The sequence below is a fragment of the Psychrobacillus sp. AK 1817 genome, assembly GCF_008807035.1.
Lineage (GTDB): Bacteria > Bacillota > Bacilli > Bacillales_A > Planococcaceae > Psychrobacillus > Psychrobacillus faecigallinarum.
This window is the reverse complement of the sequence record NZ_CP031739.1, coordinates 1292491-1307781: the sequence shown is the minus strand read 5'-3', so window position 1 is coordinate 1307781 and position 15291 is coordinate 1292491. Positions and strand designations below refer to the sequence as shown.

Below are 15291 nucleotides of genomic sequence, written 5' to 3'. Positions count from 1 at the left end.
TTTCAAAGAAAATTTGAAAAACCACCAGCTTTTCTTTATCAGTTTTACTCGCCGCGTGTTATAATTTTTACATACTGTAAAATGTTGTATCAATTTTTTTAAAAGTGAAGCTGGAATCCTTTTCTTTTTTTCTTAAACAACATACAATAGTATTAGACACTACAGTAATGAGGCGGTAAGAAGCGAAAGGAGATGTGTTAAATGGATATCGAGCGCATCAATGACAACACTTTCAAAGTATACATTTCATACATCGACATTGAAGAAAGAGGCTTCAGCCGAGATGAAATTTGGTTTAATAAAGATAAGAGCGAGCAGCTTTTTTGGGAAATGATGGATGAAGTTCATGATGATGATCATTTTGAAGAGTTAGATGGTCCTTTGTGGATACAAGTTCATGCGATGGAAAAAGGTTTAGAAGTGATTGTCACTCGAACAGAAATGGCAAAAGATGAACAATCAGACGATAGCTTAAGATCAGAAGATTTATCAAATAAGATTTTTAAGAATGCTGTCTCCAATATGGGGCCACATGAGTTTGATGATTTTTCGAACTATATGGATGACCTAGATGAAATACCTTCCGAATATACATTTGTATTTGAAAATTTTGAAGATGTAATTGGCTTGTCTAAAAAACTTGAGGATTTAGATTTTGATACTTCCTTATATCATTATAACGAAAAATATTACTTACATGTAGCCTTTGATATGGATTTGGTTGAGTTAGAAGCTATATTAAATACATTAAGTGTTATTTCAGAATTTGGACAAAGCACTAAAACAACCATTCACATAATTCAAGAATACGGCAAAGAAATAATTGCTAATAATGTAATGGAAGAACTTAATAGACATTTTTAATGCCTTCTTTAAAGAAGGTTTCAGATTGTAGGTGAAGTTATTTTTTAACTTTTTCTACAATCTTTTTTTTATGAATGATTCAAAAACAAAATATATGAAAAAGTAGTTAACATATAAAAATTACATTATTGTGATTTTTTTGAATCCTCTGTATAGTAGGGGTTGGAGGTGATTTTCATATTAACAGCTTTAACTACGGAAGGTAAGGTTTTTATCCCTTCTCACTATTCGAATGACATTTTAAAGTATAGTAAGCGCTCCGTTCATTTTCAATGTGCTGAATGTCATGAAAAGGTAATATTAAGAATAGGGAATATAAAAGTGCCCCATTTTGCACATTACCGCAACTCGTCGTGTACCCATTCTTTTTCAGAAGGAGAAAGCCAAGATCATTTGAATGGAAAAATCCAGCTTTATGATTTTCTAGAACGCTTAAAAATTCCTTGTGAACTGGAGCCCTATCTCCAAGATATTAAACAAAGGCCAGATATTTTAGTCCAAGCCCAGGAAAAAGTAGCATTAGAATATCAGTGCAGTAAAATAACTCCCGAGGTTATTCGAAAACGTAATTTGGGATATCAAAACTCAAATATCCAACCCCTTTGGATCTTAAAAACCCCCGACTTAGCCGATTTTTCTTCGAAATCGATAGGTTCGATGAAAATAGCTCCTTTTCAACTTGAATTTATCCTGTCTACCAAAGCGTATGGTAGAATTCTTATCACATTTTGTCCTCAAACAAAAAACTTTTCCTACTTATCTAATTTTCTCCATGCTTATTCCAATTATTTTGTCGTTAAAGTAAATAAATTACCCATTAGTCTACAAACATGGCCATTAGCAATGGTAAAAAAAATAACAGAGGAAGAATTCCAGGAATATCTCATTATTTACAATAAAAAACGTCTAAATCGGTTAAACAATTTATATCTTTATAATAGAAAGGGGATTCAATCCGAATTTTTGAAGGTTTGCTATAGATGGAGAATTCATCCTCAGCAGATACCTATGTTCATAGGCATACCATCACTTGAGGCAGAAGCCTTTCTTGAACATAGCTGTGAATGGCAGCTACAATTAATCGACTTCTTACAAGTAAATAAGATTGCTTTAAATTCAGTTTCTGTTCATCATTATAGTTCATTCCTAGCAACTAGCCGTTGGAGAAAGTCAGAACAAATAGAAAAACGAATGAAGGCTATACAAGCATATATAGATGTAATTCAGGAATGCTTAGAACAGAAGGATAAAAATATCTCAGATAGTACATTTAATTACCCAAAAATGTATAAGATACTTTATAAGCATTTTCTTGCAAAGGGAGCAGAAAATTGAGAAAATAGAACTGATTCGTTGCACGAAACAATGGAAGGAGAGGTAAAAATGTCAGCAGACGTTAAGAATAAAATATTAACAAGAAATGAAGTTGAAGAAAATCTTACTTGGAGATTAGAGGATATTTTTCCTACAGAGGATGAATGGGAAAAAGATTTTAGCGAGGTAGCAGAATTAGCTAAAAAGGCATCTTCTTATCAAGGGACGATAGAAAATGGACCGGAAGCATTATTAAATGTATTAACATATCGTGATGAGTTAACTATGAGATTGCGTAAGCTCTACACTTATGCCCATATGCGCAGTGACCAAGATACTGCAAATAGCAAATATCAAGCGATGGATAGTCGGATAAAATCTTTATTTGTAAAGGTTTCTACAGAGCTTTCATTTTTGGTGCCTGAAATATTATCTTTAGATGAAACGACTCTAAAAAATTATTTACAAGAAAATAAAGGCTTACAAGTTTATCGCCAAATGCTTGAAGAAATAAACAAGGAACGTCCGCATGTACTTCCAAAAGAACAGGAGGCTTTACTCGCGCAGTTTGCTGAAATTGCTGGAGCCTCGGCAGATACCTTTGGAAAATTAAATAATGCTGATTTAGAATTTCCGTTTATAAAGGATGAAGAGGGTAATGAAGTACAAATAACACATGGTCGTTACTCACGCTTTTTAGAAAGTGAAGATAGAAGAGTACGGGAAGATGCATTTAAAGCTATGTATGAAACTTATGGTAAGTTTCGCAATACTTTTGCATCCACTTTAAGTGGAAATATTAAAGGCGATAATGTTAATGCTCAAATTAGAAATTATGCATCTGCAAGAGAAGCTGCACTATCGACAAATCACATTCCTGAATCTGTATATGATAATTTAGTTGGAACAATAAATAAAAATGTTCATTTACTTCATAGGTATGTTAGTCTACGTAAAAAAGTTTTAGGCCTAGAGGAGTTACATATGTGGGATTTATATACGCCACTTGTTAAAGAGCTTAAAATGGAGTATACGTATGAAGAGGCCTGTAAGACGATGCTAGAGAGCTTTGAACCATTAGGTGAAGAATACGTATCAATAGTAAAAAACGGCCTTGAGAATCGCTGGGTGGACGTTGTAGAAACGAAAGGTAAGCGGTCAGGAGCATATTCATCGGGTACCTATGGAACAAATCCATATATTCTAATGAACTGGCAAGATAATGTGAATAACTTATTTACACTTGCTCATGAGTTTGGACATAGTATTCATAGCTATTATACAAGAGAAAATCAACCATATGTATATGGAGATTATTCTATTTTTGTTGCAGAGGTTGCTTCTACTTGTAACGAAGCATTGTTGAATGACCACTTACTCAAAACAATAGAAGATCCTAAAAAGCGCATTTACTTATTAAATCATTGGCTAGAAGGATTTAGAGGAACAGTATTCAGACAAACAATGTTTGCAGAGTTTGAGCATATTATTCATCAATTAGACCAAGACGGAGAAGCTTTAACAGCAGATAAGTTAACAGAGGTCTACTATGAATTGAATAAAAAGTATTTTGGTGATGATATAGTAATTGATGAGCAAATTGGATTAGAATGGGCGAGAATTCCACACTTCTATTACAACTATTATGTATATCAATATGCTACTGGTCTAAGTGCTGCAACCGCTCTGAGCAATCAGATTTTATCCGAGGGCAAACCAGCAGTGGACCGCTATATCAATGAATTCTTAAAGGCCGGATGCTCGGATTATCCAATTGAAGTATTGAAAAAAGCAGGAGTAGATATGAATACAGCTGCTCCAATAGAAGAGGCTTGCCGTGTATTTGAAGAGAAGTTAAATGAGTTAGAGAAACTATTATCGTAATTGTTTATGACGTCCAATCCATTAAAGGATTGGACGTTTTTTAATTCATACAAACTTAAGGAAACTTAGATGTATTCTTTAATATTGACGAATTTGTGAAAGTGGAGCTTAATCGGTTGTTTTTATCACTGGAGCATGCTAAAGTAAGAGTGTGAAATAAATCACAAGATAACATACACCCCTTTGTTTGAACGTGAACATTTCTCCCATCCCCTTTGTAAAAAGCCCTTTCCTAACTGAGGAAAGGGCTTTTTCTTTTTTTTTGATAAAAAAGAAAAAAAGTTCTTTTAAGCAGCTTCAATAAGTAGTTTGTAAATCATACTCGTACATTTATATGTTTTGATAAAAGAAACAAGCCGCGACTCCAGTGGGTTGACTAAGGCAAACAAGCGTGAATGCGGCTATGATGGCTTAACAATCACCTCAGGGCTTCAAATTAGCATCTAATTTAACTATGCTTACTCCAACCTAGTTATTTGTAGCAACAGATGGCTACTCCTCAGCAGAAAGCGTCCGTAAAACGGAAATGCCCCTCTATTTTTCAATGATTCATATATAAAATCCAATGTAATAAAAATAACTGTAAACAATTCATAATAGAATTGTTTACAGTTAGCTTCAGTATATATTTATCTATTTTTTAAACGCCATAATACTAGATTTGGGAGCAAAACTCTTTCGACTTCTTGTCGTAAGAGAAGCTTTTTGAGCTCAAATTCAGCTTGTTGCTCTGTTAAACCATAATAATCGGCGATTTCCTTAGTGGTTAATGAATGAAAACGATTAAATAATTTATCTAGTCCGGGTGGATCTTGTCTTCTTGGAAGATCATCTAACATTTCTTGTAAAATTTGTACGTATATATCATAAGAATAAGTGCCGGATATTTTAATGCCTTCATCTTCAATATGTTCATTGAAAAAGACAATCGTAGGAAATGTGTCTACTTCCATTTCACATGTGATGGATAAATCACTTTGGAAGGAACGTAGGCATTCTTTCGACTGAAAGTCACGTGAAAATTCCTCTACATCGATTTTGGCTTCACTAGCTAGCTCCTGTAATACAGAAAAGGAAGTAACATTCTTTGTTTGAAGAAATAAATATTCCTGTATTTTGTTGAAAAAACGAAGTGCTGCTTTTCTACCTTGAAATTCTGCCGCTTTTACTGCAATTGAAGGTAAGACAGAATGCTGGCTATATGGATAGTTTATATTATCGTCTACTGATGTTTCACTTGTGGCGTTGCAAACAGTATTCAAGTTGTTAAGTCGAGTGCTAAGGACTGTACGAATTGTAAAGTACTGACCGTACTCTACTTGCAATTTCCGAATAATCGGTTGCAAATCCCAACAAGCAGAACAAAGTGGATCTAAAAACATATACATTTCAAGTGGCTTGTTTGTAATAGGAGTTGCGATCGGCTCAACCGGAATTTGTATTCTTGTCACATCTTTTCCTCCTCATGACTCATTTGATTGACCATGTGGTTGGCAGTAAGCACAAGTCTTCTATATAAATCATGTCGCACCTTTCCTTCCAGTCCGACTTCGTCCATGGCTTCTGACATGCAGCTTAGCCATGCTTCTGCACGTTCAGGTGTAATCGAGAAAGGGTTATGTCGCATCTTTAACATTGGATGGCCATGTTCTTCTGTATATAAGTTAGGTCCCCCAAGATATTGGGTTAAAAATTGTTTTTGTTTACGCGCGGTTTCCGTTAAATCATCTGGAAAAATTGGCTTTAGCTTTGGATGTTTTGCTACTTTGCTATAAAACGTATCAACAAGGAGTGATAATTTTTCTGCACCTATCTCGTCGTATGGTAAAATCGGGCTCTGTGTCATAGTTGTTTACTCCTTTGCTTTAGCGCTAAATACATTTTAGCAATCAAATACGAATATCTCAAACAATTAGACTGTGATAAAAATAAATATAGAAAAAACGACCATTTTTAAAGGTCGTTTATACGTTATGCCAAGAAGTTGTTTAGAACTTTTTTCACATAATTCTCTGTTTCTTTATAAGGAGGAATACCATTATACTTTTTTACTGAACCGGGTCCTGCGTTATAGGCAGCCAAAGCATTTTCTATATTACCATCAAATTGTTCAAGCATTTGCTTCAAATACTTTGTCCCACCCATAATATTTTGTTCCGGGTCAAGAATGTTCTGTACTCCTAAATACTTAGCTGTTCCTGGCATTAGCTGCATCAATCCGGAAGCTCCCGCAGAGCTAACTGCATTTGGATTATAATTGGACTCTTGTTTAATGACAGAAGAAATAAGCTTTGCTGGCACATTATATGCTTCTGAAGCTCTATTTATAAGTTCATCTATTGATGAGGAACCTATAGAAGTAGAGGCTTGTCTTATATTTAAGGAATTATTTATACCATTTTCGGGTATATAAACTGGTAAGTCGCCATTATAAAATAGTGAATCTATATTATCAGATGAACTGCTATTAGTATTACCTTGCAGAACCTGGCCAAGCATTTCTGAAAACAGGGCGGATGTGCTATTGTTTTGGGTGCTTTGGACACTTCCCAGTATTTGCATTGCATTTATATCCATCAATGTTTTTAAAGACTTAATATCTATAAGTCATCAACCTTTCAAAGAATTCATAGCCTTTACAAGGCGTGCAATCTTTTTATCGGTCGAACGAAGGGGAATTTGATGCCTATCCAGTAATTTAAAAAAGAATTTTTGCCCTTCTTCGACATCTTTACATTCAAATTCTATCTCATAATCTTCTACGTTACTATATAAGGAGTGATCCAAGAAAAGTGTTCCTTCTTCTAACTTCAATTGGGCGCGATTAGTTTGTATGCTACCAAAGCAAGTAAGAGGTTTAGTAGAAATAATCTCCTCTATAAACGGAATGGAAGGAAAAATAGCTTTCTGTATAATTATATCTCTTTCATCATCAGTAACCAAAACTGTTTGCTCATTCATAATATGCTCTTCAATTGGAGTCTTCAGTGTAAGCTCATTGCGATCATCAAGAACTCTTAAACGAAACCCCATGCGATTATTTTTAAAGAATTGGTCTGCTGTATCGTAATAATAATTAGCCTGAGTTTTAAATTCATTTGGTTTAATGTTAAAGAAATCACTTATTCTCGTGAATTCTTCTTTAGTTAATAAGTTTTTAAATTCAATCTCTTGCTCCGATTGCATAGTCTCACACCTTTCTTATTATTTCATTATAGACGGTTTGCAAGGAGTTTCAATATGTTAAAATAGTTACAGAATAGACAGAAGGGAACGATGTGTTTTGCCTATTACATTTCAAGTACAAAGCGGAGTACAACTGGAAAATGATATTCGCTTTACTTTAGAAGATGTACCTCAAGGATTGACTATAAAAGCAGGTGGTCAGATGATTACAGATTCTGATTCATTAGCCTTCGTATATTTATTGGAGGGAGAGACTGAATATCACTATCTGAAATTCGGTCAGGATGTTTGGCCATTGCTTGTCAGCACACTTAAGGCGGTGCAAGATCCCGTATTACAAATTGGGGATAAAAGAATCGTCTTAGAAAAATTTAAAGAAGAATTAGAAATGCTTATATTTAATATTGAAGGAAATGATAACTATGGAGCAGATTTTGCTCAGTCAGTTGAGAATGCTTTTAATGAAATTTTAAAAGCGGAATAAGTGTTCAAGTGGAGGTTTATTAGTATGGGCCAATGGGAACGTTTTTTAGAACCATATAAACAGGCAGTTGCAGAGTTAAAAGTTAAATTAAAAGGAATGCGTACTCAATTTGATATTGAGAATACAAATTCCCCGATTGAATTTGTAACTGGTAGAGTGAAACCACTCGCAAGTATATACGATAAGTCATTAGAAAAGGGAATTGTGTTTGAACCTTCTGTAACGCTTGCAAAAGAAATACCGGATATTGCGGGACTGCGAATGATGTGTCAATTTGTCGATGATATAGAAACGGTGGTTCAGTTACTTCGAAGTAGAAAAGACATCACTATTGTTGAAGAGAGAGATTATATAAGTCATAAAAAACAAAGTGGTTATCGATCCTTTCATGTGATCATTGAATACCCAGTTCAAACCATTCATGGAGAGGTAAATATATTAGCGGAAATTCAAATCCGCACTTTAGCAATGAATTTTTGGGCCTCCATTGAGCATTCGTTAAATTATAAATATAAAGGTGTATTTCCAGAAGAGATAAAAAATCGTTTGCAATATGCAGCTGAGGCTGCTTTTCGTTTAGATGAAGAGATGTCTCTTATCAGAGGGGAAATACAGGAAGCCCAAAAGTATTTTAGTGAAAACAAGGAGCTATCCACTCCTCGCATCAAAGAAGAAAAAATATAAAGAGAGGCCGTGGTAATAATGAAGTTTTTTATACAGTCTCGAAATGATGAACTATCCAATCAATTAATGGAAACTGCCAAAATGTATCTTACTGACTTTGGGCTTATATTAGATGAAGAGACCCCGGATATTGTCCTATCAATAGGTGGAGATGGAACTTTGTTGCATGCCTTTCATAAATACAAACATATGACAGATTCTGTTGCGTTTGTTGGTATCCACACCGGACATCTTGGTTTTTATGCAGATTGGAAGCCATCAGAAATAGAAAAGCTAGTGATTAGTATTGCGAAAAAAGAATTTAAAGTAATAGAGTATCCTTTATTGGAGGTTACTATTAACTATAAGCACGAAGAGGATAACTCCGTTTATCTGGCGTTAAACGAATCTACCGTAAAATCCCCAGATGTAACGCTAGTAATGGATGTTGAGTTAAATGGAAGTTTGTTTGAAAGATTTAGAGGAGACGGCTTGTGTATGTCTACTCCATCGGGAAGTACAGCCTATAATAAAGCACTTGGTGGAGCGATAGTACATCCATCCCTAGAGGCGATGCAGTTAGCTGAAATTGCTTCAATTAACAATCGAGTATTTAGGACAGTTGGCTCTTCTTTAGTTTTACCAAAACACCATACGTGCCTATTGAGACCTGTTAATGGTCCAGATTTTATGGTAACTGTGGATCATCTTCACTTGTTGCACAAAGATGTTGCTTCAATCGAATATAGAGTAGCAGAGGAAAAAGTTCGTTTTGCTAGATTCCGTTCCTTCCCATTTTGGACAAGGGTACATGACAGCTTCATAGATAGTGATTTAAAATAATGACAGAAAATCAGATAAAGCTTTCTTTTTCTATTAACGAATCTGTTCTACTAAGAGATGCTATCAGTCAGTATGGAATATCCAAAAAAGCTCTTACAAGTATTAAATATGATGGCGGTCAAATTTTAGTTAACGGGGAAGAAAAGACAGTAAGACATACTCTTGCTAAGGGTGATATAGTCACTATCGTGTTTCCACGAGAGAAAAAAAGCGAAGGATTAATCGCGGAGGAAATGTTCTTTCCTATATTATTTGAAGATGAGCATTTACTTGTTATATCTAAAAAAGCTGGAATAAGTACAATTCCTTCCCGGGAACATCCTATGGGAACATTAGCGAATGGGATTTGTGGATATTTAGAAAAGAATTCTTCTGCTTCAACTGTACATATTGTTACTAGGCTAGACAAAGATACGTCAGGAATAGTGTGTATTGCAAAGCATCGTCATGCTCATCACTTACTGAGTGAAATGCAAAAGGCAGGTGCAATTTCAAGAACTTATGAAGCGATTGTACATGGTTATGTAGGACAAGATTCCTTCCTCATTGATGCACCCATTGGACGAAAAGACAATAGTATAATCGAGCGAATGATAGACCCAGAAGGAAAACAGGCTAAAACATCGGTAGAAGTGTTGAGTCGATTTACTGTTAAAGGTGAAAAGTTGAGTCATGTCAGATTAAAGCTCTTTACTGGTAGAACCCATCAGATTAGGGTACATATGATGTCTGTTGGACACCCACTATTAGGAGATGATCTATATGGTGGAAGACTTAATTTAATATGCCGTCAGGCTTTGCACGCCAAACAATTAGAATTGGTTCATCCTTTTACTAAACAACCATTATATATAGAAGATAAATTTCCTATGGACTTGCAAGCTATTTTTGATATCATTTAAAAGGAAAAGTGAATGAAATATTAAAACAAGGGGAGTGACAATGATCACTACCCTTGATTATTTTTGAATAATTTTCCTAAACATTTTTGAGGTTCATTATTTCCATATAGTTTCAAAAAAATTTCCCAGGGAATAATATATTGATGTAACTTTTGTTGCCATTTTAAGAAAGCTATTGCTTATTAAAAACAGTGGTCATACAATAGTAAAGGTTATATGCCGGAAGGAGGGAAAGATATGAAAGAGGAAAAAGTGGATCTATTGGAACTTGAGGAATCAAATTTAATTCATTTTTTGCTTACAGATTCTATGGATGATTTTAGAGAGATTTTTATGGAACTTCATCCTTACGATCAGTCAATATTTTTTGAGAAGGTAGAGCCAGAATTACGACAGAAAATCTTTCATTATCTTTCTCCGAAAGAGATGGCAGAGCTTTTTGAGGCAACTAAGTTTGATGAAGAACTGTATGAATTTTACTTAAAAGAAATGGACACAACGTATGCAGCCGATATGCTTTCGTTCATGTATGCTGATAATGCAGTAGACGTACTAAACGAACTAGAGGATGCACAAGTAGCAAGTTATTTAAATATTATGGACAAAGAATCTGCACAGGAAATCAAGGACCTGTTAGATTATGAAGAATATACAGCTGGATCTATAATGACAACTGAATATGTCGCTATTCCAGAAAACTCCACTTGTCGTTCTGCCATGACAATATTAAGAAATGCAGCTCCTGATGCCGAAACGATTTATTATTTATTCGTTGTAGATGAATCACATAGGCTTGCAGGGGTCATATCATTGAGAGACCTTATCGTAGCAGATGAAGATACTTTGATAAAAGATATTATGAATGAGCGTGTTGTAAGTGTTCTAGTAAACGAAGATCAAGAAGAAGTCGCTAAAATGATTAAGGATTATGACTTTTTAGCTGTCCCTGTTCTAGATTTTGAGAACCATTTACTTGGAATTGTAACAGTAGATGATATTATCGACGTATTAGATGAAGAAGCGTCAGATGATTATTCCAAACTTGCCGCAGTATCTGATATGGATACATTTGATAAGGGGCCATTTTCGGCTGCAAGAAAGAGACTTCCATGGCTAATCATTCTTCTATTCTTGGGGATGATGACGGCAAATCTGATGAGTATTTTTGAGCAAACATTAGACAAGGTTGCACTTCTTGCGGTGTTTATCCCTCTAATTGCGGGTATGGCCGGTAATAGTGGGACACAGGCGCTAGCCGTTGCTGTACGCGGGATCGCAACAGGCGATATCGAGGAGCAAAGTAAAACTAAACTATTATTTCGTGAAGCTGGTACAGGCTTAATAACAGGATTAATCTGCGGGTTACTTGTGATAGGAGTTATTTACTTTTGGAAACATGATCTTTTAATCGGGATGCTCGTTGGAGCTGCAATATTTGGATCAATATTTTTTGCTACACTTGGTGGATCATTTATTCCTTTACTCATCCATCGCATGAAAATCGATCCAGCTGTAGCATCTGGACCATTCATAACGACCATCAATGATTTAATTAGTATTTTAATCTATCTGGGCTTAGCGACATTGTTCATCTCTTCTTTATAAATTAACCAATTCAATGTTTTTTGCATAAGGTAAAGGAAAAAGGATGTGTCAATGAGCTCATTAAATGATCCTTTACTTTTTATACAAGGGCCACCGGTTTTTCATCTTCCTCCCGAATTTAAAGAAGTTATAGAATTCGAAAAGCTAGTAGAAGATGGAGAGGAAGAAAGTACTTCGATTTATGAAAAAAACAGAGAAATGTCCGGCACAACTTCAGCTATTTTAGATAAATTATATTTTTTAGCAAAGCCATTTCAACGCCAAGTATACCGCCCATTAAACTTTCATTTAAAAGGTGGGGGAATACTGCAGGGAGAAGTTGAGGAAGTGAACGGAAAAAGCGTTACAATTAAATTAAATTCAGGAGAAAATGCTGTCTATCCAATTGAGCAAGTTATAAAAATTACTTGGCGAGGAAGTATAATGAAATAAATGATGGTTAATATATGATTAGCTTTTTTACGAGAAAAGCAGTAGATAAAAGACACGTCCCTAAGGGTACGTGTCTTTTGTCTATTAATAATTGCTTCGGTTAATTTCAAAAAAATTTAATCATTTGCAAATAAGATCAAAAGAAGGAGGTAAAAGTAAAGCTTGTGCTATAAAAATACAATGATTAAAAACCGTTCGGTGGTTAGCCCGAACGGAATAGACACTACATTATTGAAACGATTAGTCACATACATCTAAAAATACATCCGCTACGCATTCAATACCACAGAAACAGTTTAAATCTACGGTTACACAGCTACCAGTTAAATCGAAATTACGCACTTTACAAATTTGTTTGAAATCAATCTTAGTACCATCACCGTTTAATAAATTTACTCCGTGTCGTTGAGCATCAAGTGGTTCTAAAACTCTTAATGTAGCACAACAGTTATCAAAGATATCTTCTACACGGAAAAATACTGATACGCAATCATTATCATGTGGTCTAGGTGTTAAATCACGGAAAAAAGCTTTGAAGGGATCTCCATCTTTTGTCAATAACATGAAAACACGTGTATCTGCATTATTTCTTGATGGACTTACAAGTCCTCCAAGTGGTTCTAAAAAGCAACTAGTTGGACATGGACCGCAATTATTTTCTGCTTGATCTTGTATATCTTTAATAGCTCGAACTACGTCACATACGCAACGTTGATTTTTATCATGGTGACCAGAAACGTCTTCAATATTTCCACAACCCATAAATATTCACCTCCTTTGTCTCTTCTTAAGTAATTTATGTAGCGGTACAGTTTTGGATAGGGGCAAATAGCTCAGATAGAATTGCATAATTCAATTTTGCACGTACATACTAACTAAAAAAGGAGCAAAGAACCTATGAAAAAAATAGTGTATGTTCTCCTGTTATTATTCTTAATGGCTGCTTGTTCAAGCCCAGAATATCAGGTGTATTCTGACGGAGATACTTCCAAACTTGAAGAGCTCCTTAAAGAGCAGGATAAAATTGTTGGATATAAAAGTGTAATGGATAACAATGATGTTCTGGTAGCGATTGATATAGCAAGATTAAAACGATTTCAAAAAGTGAAAATCGAAGATGAAGTAAAAAAGGAAATTGAAAAAGAGTTCCCGGATAAAGAGGTTATAGTGACAGGGGATATCAAAATCAAATGGGAAATTGAAAAAATCATGAATAAAGAAAAGAAAAATGAAAAATTGAAAAAAGCTATCGAAGAAATTAAAACCCTATCGAAGGAAGAGACCTAATGGATCAAAAACAATTTCAAAAAGTTGTTGATAAGCAGACTCCCAAAGCCCCGGTGTTTATTAATTGTTTAAAAGCTTTTATAGTAGGTGGAATATTTTGTGCAGTAGGTCAATTAATAACATTCTTCTATATGCGCTTTTTTCCTTTTACTGAAAAAACAGCAGGGAATCCTACTGTTGCAACTATGATATTCATAGCTATGATTTTAACAGGGACAGGTCTATATAAAAAAATTTCTCAGTTTGGAGGAGCAGGATCTGCTGTCCCCGTTACGGGATTTGGTAACGCGGTTATCTCCGCTTCCATAGAACATAAAACAGAGGGTTATGTATTAGGGGTCGGTGGTAACATGTTTAAGCTTGCAGGATCTGTTATCGTATTTGGTGTGCTTTCTGCATTTTTTGTGGCTCTAGTTAAAACAATTCTCGTCAAATTGGGAGTGGTCTCATGGTAAATACCGGTGGAACTATTTCATTTACACAAAGACCGAGCATCGCAAGTGCAGGCGTTGTTGTTGGACCTGTGGAAAAAGTGAGCCCATTTGCGGAGTCTTTTGATGAAATATTAACGACAGAAAAGGAAAAAAACGAAACTTATGAACAGGCCGCTAGTCGATTTATCGAAAAGGCTTGCTCAATTGCTGTTAGTAAGGTTCATGAAAAGATGGATAATATTGATTTGTTTATTGGAGGAGACCTAGTCAATCAAATGTCGCCTTCCAGCTTTGCAGCAAGAAAGCTTGCAATTCCTTACTTTGGCGTATTTTCTGCTTGTGCAAGTTCTATGGAAGCAACTATCATTGGCTGCCTCCTGTTAGAAACAGGAAATTCCAAAAATATCCTTGCTGGTGCTTCAAGTCATCATCCTACTGTGGAAAGACAGTTCAGATATCCTTTGGAGTATGGGGCGCAAAAACCTAAGACTGCACAATGGACAGTAACGGCTGCTGCTTTTGCTTTATTACAGAGCAATGCTAAAAATGCACCCTATATTTCTCATGCGACGATGGGAAGAGTAGTGGATGGAAAGCAAACGAATCCTCTCCATATGGGAGCTGCTATGGCCCCAGCTGCTAGAGATACAATCGAACGTCACCTAAAAAACACAAACAGTAAAATGTCAGATTATGATTTGATAATGACAGGTGACTTAGGAAAGATAGGACTTTCTATATTAAAAGAGATGTTCCAGGATGAAAATAGCGGAGTAATTTTGCAGGATGCTGGAGCTCAATATTATGGAGATGACCAATTCTTTAATGCCGGTGCGAGTGGTCCTGGCTGTTCTGCTTCAGTATTTTTTAGTCATATATACAGTCAACTCAAAAAAGGCACATTTAAACGGGTTTTACTAATAGCTACAGGTGCATTGCTTTCTCCATTAACTTATCAACAGGGAGAAACCATACCATGCATAGCACATGCTATTGAATGTCGAATGGAGAAGAAGGGATAATATGATTTCATCATTAATTACAGCTTTTATCGTTGGAGGTTTAATTTGTGTAATTGGACAAATTCTAATGGATGTTTGTAAACTAACACCAGCTCATACATTAAGCGGTATGGTGGTGGCAGGGGCAATTTTAGATGGTTTTGGTTTATATGAGCCCCTTATTGATTTTGCAGGAGCGGGGGCAACAATTCCGATCACTTCTTTTGGGAACTCATTAACCCATGGTGCACTCGCAGAAGCTGAAAAACATGGCTTAGTTGGAGTAATAACTGGAATGTTTGAGGTAACGAGTTCCGGTATCAGTGCAGCTATATTATTCGGAATAATTGGTGCTTTTATATTCCAAAAACGAAAAACAACCTATTAAGCAA

General features: G+C 35.3%; 18 protein-coding genes. 13 read left to right on the top strand and 5 right to left on the bottom strand.

Annotation, left to right across the window (positions count from 1 at the left end):
- Positions 1-201: 201 nt before the first annotated feature.
- From mecA to pepF, 3 genes are all read left to right on the top strand, one after another.
- Positions 202-864: an adaptor protein MecA gene (gene mecA / locus D0S48_RS06760; RefSeq protein ID WP_144537730.1), complete on the top strand. Its 663-nt coding sequence runs from the start codon at positions 202-204 to the stop codon at positions 862-864.
- Between the two features lie 168 nt (positions 865-1032).
- Positions 1033-2199: a competence protein CoiA gene (locus D0S48_RS06755; protein WP_191963882.1), complete on the top strand. Its 1167-nt coding sequence runs from the start codon at positions 1033-1035 to the stop codon at positions 2197-2199.
- A 48-nt stretch (positions 2200-2247) separates the two neighbouring features.
- Positions 2248-4062 (top strand): oligoendopeptidase F, encoded by a 1815-nt coding sequence (gene pepF, locus D0S48_RS06750; protein ID WP_151110783.1) that lies wholly within the window; start codon positions 2248-2250, stop codon positions 4060-4062.
- 629 nt (positions 4063-4691) lie between these two features.
- On the opposite strand, the gene D0S48_RS06745 is transcribed toward pepF, so the two are convergent.
- The 4 genes from D0S48_RS06745 to D0S48_RS06730 all read right to left on the bottom strand — a co-directional run bounded on the left by D0S48_RS06745 (position 4692) and on the right by D0S48_RS06730 (position 7248).
- Entirely contained in the window at positions 4692-5513 is an 822-nt protein-coding gene (locus D0S48_RS06745) for a ClpXP adapter SpxH family protein (protein WP_186318115.1), read from the bottom strand.
- Positions 5510-5908, bottom strand: coding sequence for a globin domain-containing protein (locus D0S48_RS06740; RefSeq protein ID WP_151110781.1), 399 nt, complete (start codon positions 5906-5908; stop codon positions 5510-5512). Before D0S48_RS06740 ends, D0S48_RS06745 begins: the two co-directional genes overlap by 4 nt.
- Positions 5909-6033: 125 nt before the next feature.
- A complete protein-coding gene (locus D0S48_RS06735; protein WP_225321706.1) occupies positions 6034-6624 on the bottom strand; it encodes a lytic transglycosylase domain-containing protein in 591 nt (196 codons plus the stop codon).
- A 48-nt stretch (positions 6625-6672) separates the two neighbouring features.
- On the bottom strand, positions 6673-7248 hold the full coding sequence (locus D0S48_RS06730; RefSeq protein ID WP_144537738.1) for a CYTH domain-containing protein: 576 nt from the start codon (positions 7246-7248) through the stop codon (positions 6673-6675).
- Positions 7249-7345: 97 nt separating this feature from the next.
- Between D0S48_RS06730 and D0S48_RS06725 the strand changes: the two genes are divergently transcribed.
- The 6 genes from D0S48_RS06725 to D0S48_RS06700 all read left to right on the top strand — a co-directional run bounded on the left by D0S48_RS06725 (position 7346) and on the right by D0S48_RS06700 (position 12177).
- Complete coding sequence (locus tag D0S48_RS06725; protein ID WP_144537740.1) at positions 7346-7732, top strand: UPF0738 family protein; 387 nt, start codon at positions 7346-7348, stop codon at positions 7730-7732.
- A 24-nt stretch (positions 7733-7756) separates the two neighbouring features.
- Positions 7757-8416 (top strand): GTP diphosphokinase, encoded by a 660-nt coding sequence (locus D0S48_RS06720; RefSeq protein WP_144537742.1) that lies wholly within the window; start codon positions 7757-7759, stop codon positions 8414-8416.
- A gap of 18 nt (positions 8417-8434) precedes the next feature.
- Complete coding sequence (locus D0S48_RS06715; RefSeq protein ID WP_151110779.1) at positions 8435-9238, top strand: NAD kinase; 804 nt, start codon at positions 8435-8437, stop codon at positions 9236-9238.
- Complete coding sequence (locus D0S48_RS06710; RefSeq protein ID WP_151110777.1) at positions 9238-10140, top strand: RluA family pseudouridine synthase; 903 nt, start codon at positions 9238-9240, stop codon at positions 10138-10140. Before D0S48_RS06715 ends, D0S48_RS06710 begins: the two co-directional genes overlap by 1 nt.
- 237 nt (positions 10141-10377) lie before the next feature.
- Complete coding sequence (gene mgtE / locus D0S48_RS06705; RefSeq protein ID WP_144537748.1) at positions 10378-11745, top strand: magnesium transporter; 1368 nt, start codon at positions 10378-10380, stop codon at positions 11743-11745.
- A 51-nt stretch (positions 11746-11796) separates the two neighbouring features.
- The gene (locus tag D0S48_RS06700; RefSeq protein WP_144537749.1) at positions 11797-12177 is read left to right on the top strand and encodes a hypothetical protein; all 381 of its coding nucleotides are present in this window, start codon (positions 11797-11799) and stop codon (positions 12175-12177) included.
- A 240-nt stretch (positions 12178-12417) separates the two neighbouring features.
- Here D0S48_RS06700 and D0S48_RS06695 read toward each other — a convergent pair whose 3' ends face one another.
- On the bottom strand, positions 12418-12939 hold the full coding sequence (locus D0S48_RS06695) for a CotY/CotZ family spore coat protein (RefSeq protein ID WP_151110775.1): 522 nt from the start codon (positions 12937-12939) through the stop codon (positions 12418-12420).
- Positions 12940-13074: 135 nt separating this feature from the next.
- On the opposite strand from D0S48_RS06695, the gene D0S48_RS06690 reads away from it, so the two are divergent.
- From D0S48_RS06690 to spoVAE, 4 genes are read left to right on the top strand one after another with little or no spacing between them, the layout of a single operon-like run.
- Complete coding sequence (locus tag D0S48_RS06690; RefSeq protein ID WP_151110773.1) at positions 13075-13464, top strand: putative periplasmic lipoprotein; 390 nt, start codon at positions 13075-13077, stop codon at positions 13462-13464.
- Complete coding sequence (spoVAC, locus tag D0S48_RS06685; RefSeq protein ID WP_151110771.1) at positions 13464-13919, top strand: stage V sporulation protein AC; 456 nt, start codon at positions 13464-13466, stop codon at positions 13917-13919. The genes D0S48_RS06690 and spoVAC overlap by 1 nt, the downstream gene beginning before the upstream one ends.
- Positions 13913-14920 carry a beta-ketoacyl-[acyl-carrier-protein] synthase family protein gene (locus D0S48_RS06680; protein ID WP_151110769.1) on the top strand — a complete coding sequence of 336 codons (1008 nt, stop codon included), beginning with the start codon at positions 13913-13915 and terminating at the stop codon, positions 14918-14920. Before spoVAC ends, D0S48_RS06680 begins: the two co-directional genes overlap by 7 nt.
- 1 nt (position 14921) lies before the next feature.
- Complete coding sequence (gene spoVAE, locus D0S48_RS06675) at positions 14922-15287, top strand: stage V sporulation protein AE (protein WP_144537758.1); 366 nt, start codon at positions 14922-14924, stop codon at positions 15285-15287.
- Positions 15288-15291 lie beyond the last annotated feature (4 nt).